At 71.6% G+C, this 4,849-nt stretch carries 1 protein-coding gene and 1 pseudogene; both read right to left on the bottom strand.

Going from position 1 to position 4,849, the window contains the following annotated elements:
- Positions 1-723: pseudogene (locus D7Y13_RS38595) on the bottom strand (hypothetical protein); the annotation flags it as partial.
- 462 nt (positions 724-1,185) lie between these two features.
- Positions 1,186-4,849: ATP-dependent RNA helicase HrpA (hrpA, locus tag D7Y13_RS38590; RefSeq protein ID WP_244222434.1), on the bottom strand; the 3,664-nt coding region annotated here is incomplete at its 5' end.

The raw sequence follows: 4,849 nt of genomic DNA, 5'->3' as shown, positions 1-4,849 counted from the left end.
CACCACGGCGGTGCCATCCAGGTGCGCCAGCGTCACCGGGGGCGCATCTCCTCCGGCCCTCCCCCAGTCATGCACGGCGGAGAGCGCCAGCGTGTAGCGGCCCGGTTCGCGGGGCTGGCCGAAGAGGACATGCTGTACGTCCAGCGCGATTTCCGCCCCCATGAGGCGCGCGCCCAGCACGTCCGAGGCGAAGGCCTGCGTGTAGAGGGGCCCCAGGGTGCCGGAGAGGAAGCCTCCCGCCGGGTGGTAGTCGGGATTGCTTCGGTTGGAGTAGCGCCGCACGAGGTGCGCGGACAGCAGGCTGTAGGACTCCAGCGCGCCGAACCAGTCGCCCACGGGCGCGTTGTCCGAGCCCAGCTTGAGGCCGCGCACCACCTGCCCCCAGTCCGAGAGGCTGTCCCAGTCCTCCCGCCGCACGAGGCCCGTGCCTTCTCCTCCACGCCACAGCCGCAACCGCACCGGAGCGCCCAGATTGAGGCCGAAGTCCTCTCCGCGCTCGAGGACGAGGGTGGGCTCCACCTGGAGGAAGCCCTCGTCCGTGCCGACCCCCGCGCGCGGCAGCAGGGCCAACGCAGTCGCGTCCAGCCGCAGCAGCGAGCGCCACGCGGAGTTCCGTACGCGCCGTTCCTCCTCCACGGGCTGCGTGTCGTGGACCCCCTCCGCCCCTGCGGCGACCGGCCAGACCAGCAACAGCCATACCGCCCCACCTCGCGTCATTCGCATACACGCCTCCTGTGAGTGCCCCGGCGAAGGGAGCAAAGAACACACGTCTGACGTTCAGCCCGGAACTGGCCGGCTGCGCGTCGCTGCTCAGAGGTGCGGGGAATGGGAGGCCGTCCGCGTCGGGGCCGCGGGAGTCAGTGCTTCGCCACGCGGGGCGCGCTGGGCCTTGGATGTGGGGGACGCCGTGGGTGCTGCCCCAGGTGTGCCGTCAGCTTCAGCACCCGCTGCTGCGCCGAATCGGCCATTGTCCGCTTTGCCGGCGCCACGTCGGCGCACGCGGCCGCTTCTTGCATTTGATCAATCAATCGCAAACACGAAGGCCCCGCGACGTTCATCGCGAGGTCCGTGTTGAACAAAAAACTCCCATCGGGTTGGCAGGGCCTTTCAGTCAGCTCCAGGAGCGGGATTCGAACCCGCGACCAGGGAGATAGGAAACCCTTGATGACGCACCGCCAGCCGCGTCTAGCGCAGCGCCGCGAGGGCCGCGCCGACCTTCGCCACCGTCACCGACACGGGCGTCGTCACCTCCGGAGCGAAGATGGCCACGCGGAGCTCCTCGAAGGCCCACCGCAGCTCCTGCGCCGCCTCCTGGTCACGCACGGTGGCGCACCTGGCGAGGAAGGCCTCCCATAGGGGGGTGAAGGGCACGGCCTTCCCTGCGTCCTTGCCGGGGTTCGACACCGCACGCGACAGCCGTGCCTGGGCCGCGCGGAGATAGCGCGGGTAGTTCAGCAGGCGCACGAAGGGGATCCACTCGATGAGCTTCGCGGGGAACAGCTGCCCGAGCTGCGAGCGGATGTCGCGCACGGCCGCCGCGCCGCTCGGCCCCTTGGATGCTGCCTTGAGCGCAGCGAGCGTCTCCGCGAGCTCCGAGGAGGTGGCAACGACGGCGTTCGCCCATTCCCGGGCCGTCTGCTCGATGCGCGGTGAGCCCTCTTGGACCAGCGCCTCGAAGGCCGCCTTCGTGCGGGGCAGCGGCGCGCCCGGTGCGAGCTTGAACGCATCGTCGACGCTGCGTGCGAGGACGAGCGCCCGGAAGGTGTCGGCCTGACCCCGTGCGGGCGGCGAGCCGTCCAGGGACGGGAAGGGCAGCGGCATGCGCGCGGCGCTGACGGCCACATGCCCGCGCGCGGCGAGCATCAGGAGCCGGCGGACCCCCGTGCGCGTGGCCGCGTCGGCGGCGGACGATGTCTCGAGCAGCACCAAGTCCACGGCGGCGCCCCGGTCGACGAGCGCGGGGTGGCTGCGGATCTCAAGCCCGCCGACCCGCCGGGCGACCACGGGGGGCAGATCGCCGAAGGTCCAGGCGGTCAGCCCCTTGCGCTCCCAGTCCGAAGTCGGTGCCACGCTGCGCAGCGCCGCCCGTGCACGTCCCCCGTGCTGTTCGAGCAGCGCGTCGGCGTCGCGGCTCCGCGCGAGCTCCTTTCCCCGCTCGTCGAGCACCCGGAGCGTGATGCGCAGGTACGGCGCCACGGCATCCGCCCGGAAGGACTCCTCGGGCACGTCCACGCCGCACAGCCGGGACACCGCACGCGCGAGCGCTGGAATCATCGGCCCGCGGAAGGGCACCAGTTCCTTCTCGAGACGGTCGACCAGGGCCGGCACCGGCCCCAACTGCTTGCGCTGGGCGCGGGGGACCTGCTCGAGCAGGGCGGTGAGTTTCTCCCGCTGCCACCCGGGGATGGTCCAGTCGAGCTCTCCCGGGACCAGCTGGGCGAGCAGCAGCAGCGGCACGCTCAGGGTGATGCCGTCGTCCTCGGCCGCGGGGTCGAAGGTGTACGTCACCGGCACGGACGCGCCGTGCAGGGTGATGGCATCCGGGTAGCGCGCCGGGGACAGGCCCGGGTCGTGCGAGAGGGCATCCTCCATCGAGAGGATGAGCACGTCGGGGTCGGCCGCCTCGGCCTTGCGGCGCCAGGCCTCGAAGCTCGCTCCGTCCGTCACGTCCGCCGGGAGGCGCTCGTCGAAGAACGTCAGCAGGGCCTCGCTGTCGAGCAGCTCGCTGCGCCGGGCCTTGTCCCGCAGGCGCGCCACGCGCTCGAGCACCTCGCGGTTCTCCTCCTGGAACGCCCCCCGGGTGCGGTACTCGCCGCGCACCAGGGCATGATCGAGGAACATCAGCCGTGCCCGGGCGGGGTCCATGCTGGCCAGGGCCACGGGGCGCTCCTTGAAGACCTGAAGCCCGAAGAGGGTCGCGTTCTCCTTCACGACGGCGCGCGCGGACTTCTCCGACCAGTGCGGTTCGGAGTAGCTGCGCTTGAGCAGGTGGGGGGCCGCCGCCGCGAGCCACTCCGGGTCGAGCTTCGCCACGGTGCGCGCGAACAGCTGGGACGTCTCCACGAGCTCGAACGCCATCGCCCAGGCAGGGGGCTTTTTCGCGAGCGCCGACGAGGGGTGGACCATGAAGCGCGTCTGCTTCGCGCCTGTAAAGTGGCGCTGCTCCGGATTCCACTGGCCGATGCGGGACAGCAGCCCGGTGAGGAGTGCCTGGTGCAGGACGTCCCCGCGCGCCGGGGCGCCCCGGCCCTTGCGCGGCAGGCGCAGCTCGCGGACGGTCTCCTCGAGCTGGCGCTGGACGTCCCGCCACTCGCGCACCCGCAGGAAGGACAGGAAGTTGTCCCGGCACACGCGCCGCAGATGTGACGTCCCCCGGTCCTCGGCCTCGCTCACGAACGCCCACAGCTTGAGGAGCCCCGTGAAGTCCGAGTGCTCATCACGGAAGCGCGAGTGCAACGCGTCCGCCTTCTGCGCGAGCTCCCGTGGCCGCTCGCGCGGGTCCTGCAGGTTGAGCGCCGCGGCGATGATGAGCACCTCGTCCAGGCACCCATACTCGGCGCCGGCGAGAATCATCCGCGCGATGCGCGGGTCCACCGGGAAGCGCGCGAGCTGGTGGCCGAGCGGCGTCAAGGCGCGCTCCTTGCCCTCGATGGCCCCGAGCTCCTCGAGCACCCGCCAGCCCTCGGCGATGGCCTTCGGCTGGGGCGGGTCGAGGAAGGGGAAGTCCTCGACGTCACCGAGGCCGAGGGACTTCATCCGCAGGATGACCCCCGCCAGCCCCGTGCGCTTGATTTCCGGGTCGGTGAAGGCGGGCCGCGTGGTGAAGCCCGCCTCGTCGTAGAGGCGCACGCAGATCCCATCGCGCACGCGGCCGCAGCGCCCTTTGCGCTGGTCGGCGCTGGCCTGGGAGACCGGCTCGATGTGCAGGCGCGTGGTGCCCGAGCGTGAGTCGTAGCGCGACAGACGCGCCACCCCGGTGTCCACGACGTACACGATCCCCGGGAGGGTGACGGACGTCTCCGCGACGTTGGTGGAGAGGATGACCCGGCGCTGGGGGATGGAGGCGAAGACGCGTGACTGCTCGGCGGCGGACAGGCGCCCATACAGGGGCTGCACCACCGTGCCGCGCAGCTCGCGCGCGTTCAGGGCGTTCTCGGCCTCGCGGATCTCCCGCTCCCCAGGGAGGAACACGAGGACGTCCCCGTCCGGGTCGAGCGAGATCACGTTCGCCACCGCATCGGCGACGGCGTCCGCGAGCTCGGCGTCCTCGGGGGGCGGCTCATAGAGCACGTCCACCGGAAAGGTCCGGCCCTCCACCTGGATGACCGGAGCGCCTCCGAAGAACTGCGAGAAGCGCTCGGTCTCGATGGTGGCCGAGCTCACCACCACCTTGAGGTCGGGGCGCCTGGGGAGGAGGCGCTTGAGCCACCCGAGCAGGAAGTCGATGGTGAGGCTGCGCTCGTGGGCCTCGTCGAGCACGATGGTGTCGTAGCGTTTCAGGAGCGGGTCGCTGTGAATCTGCGCGAGCAGCACGCCGTCGGTCATGAACTTCACGGCCGTCCGCCGGGTCGAGCGGTCCTCGAAGCGAATCTGGTAGCCGACGTCCGTGCCCAGCTCCGTGCCGACCTCGCGGGCCACGCGCGCCGCCACGCTCGTCGCGGCGATGCGCCGGGGCTGGGTGACGCCAATCTGGCGCGGGCGGCCGCGCCCCATGGCGAGCAGGACTTTCGGCAGCTGCGTCGTCTTCCCCGAGCCGGTGGCCCCCGCGACGATGACCACCTGATGGGCGGTGATGGCCGCGGTGATGTCCTCCACCCGGCTCGAGATGGGGAGCTCGGGGGGGAAGTGC

This window comes from Corallococcus praedator, from assembly GCF_003612125.1.
GTDB classification, from domain to species: Bacteria; Myxococcota; Myxococcia; order Myxococcales; family Myxococcaceae; genus Corallococcus; species Corallococcus praedator.
The sequence above is the reverse complement of the archived record's forward strand: the minus strand, read 5'-3'. Positions and strand labels throughout refer to the sequence as shown.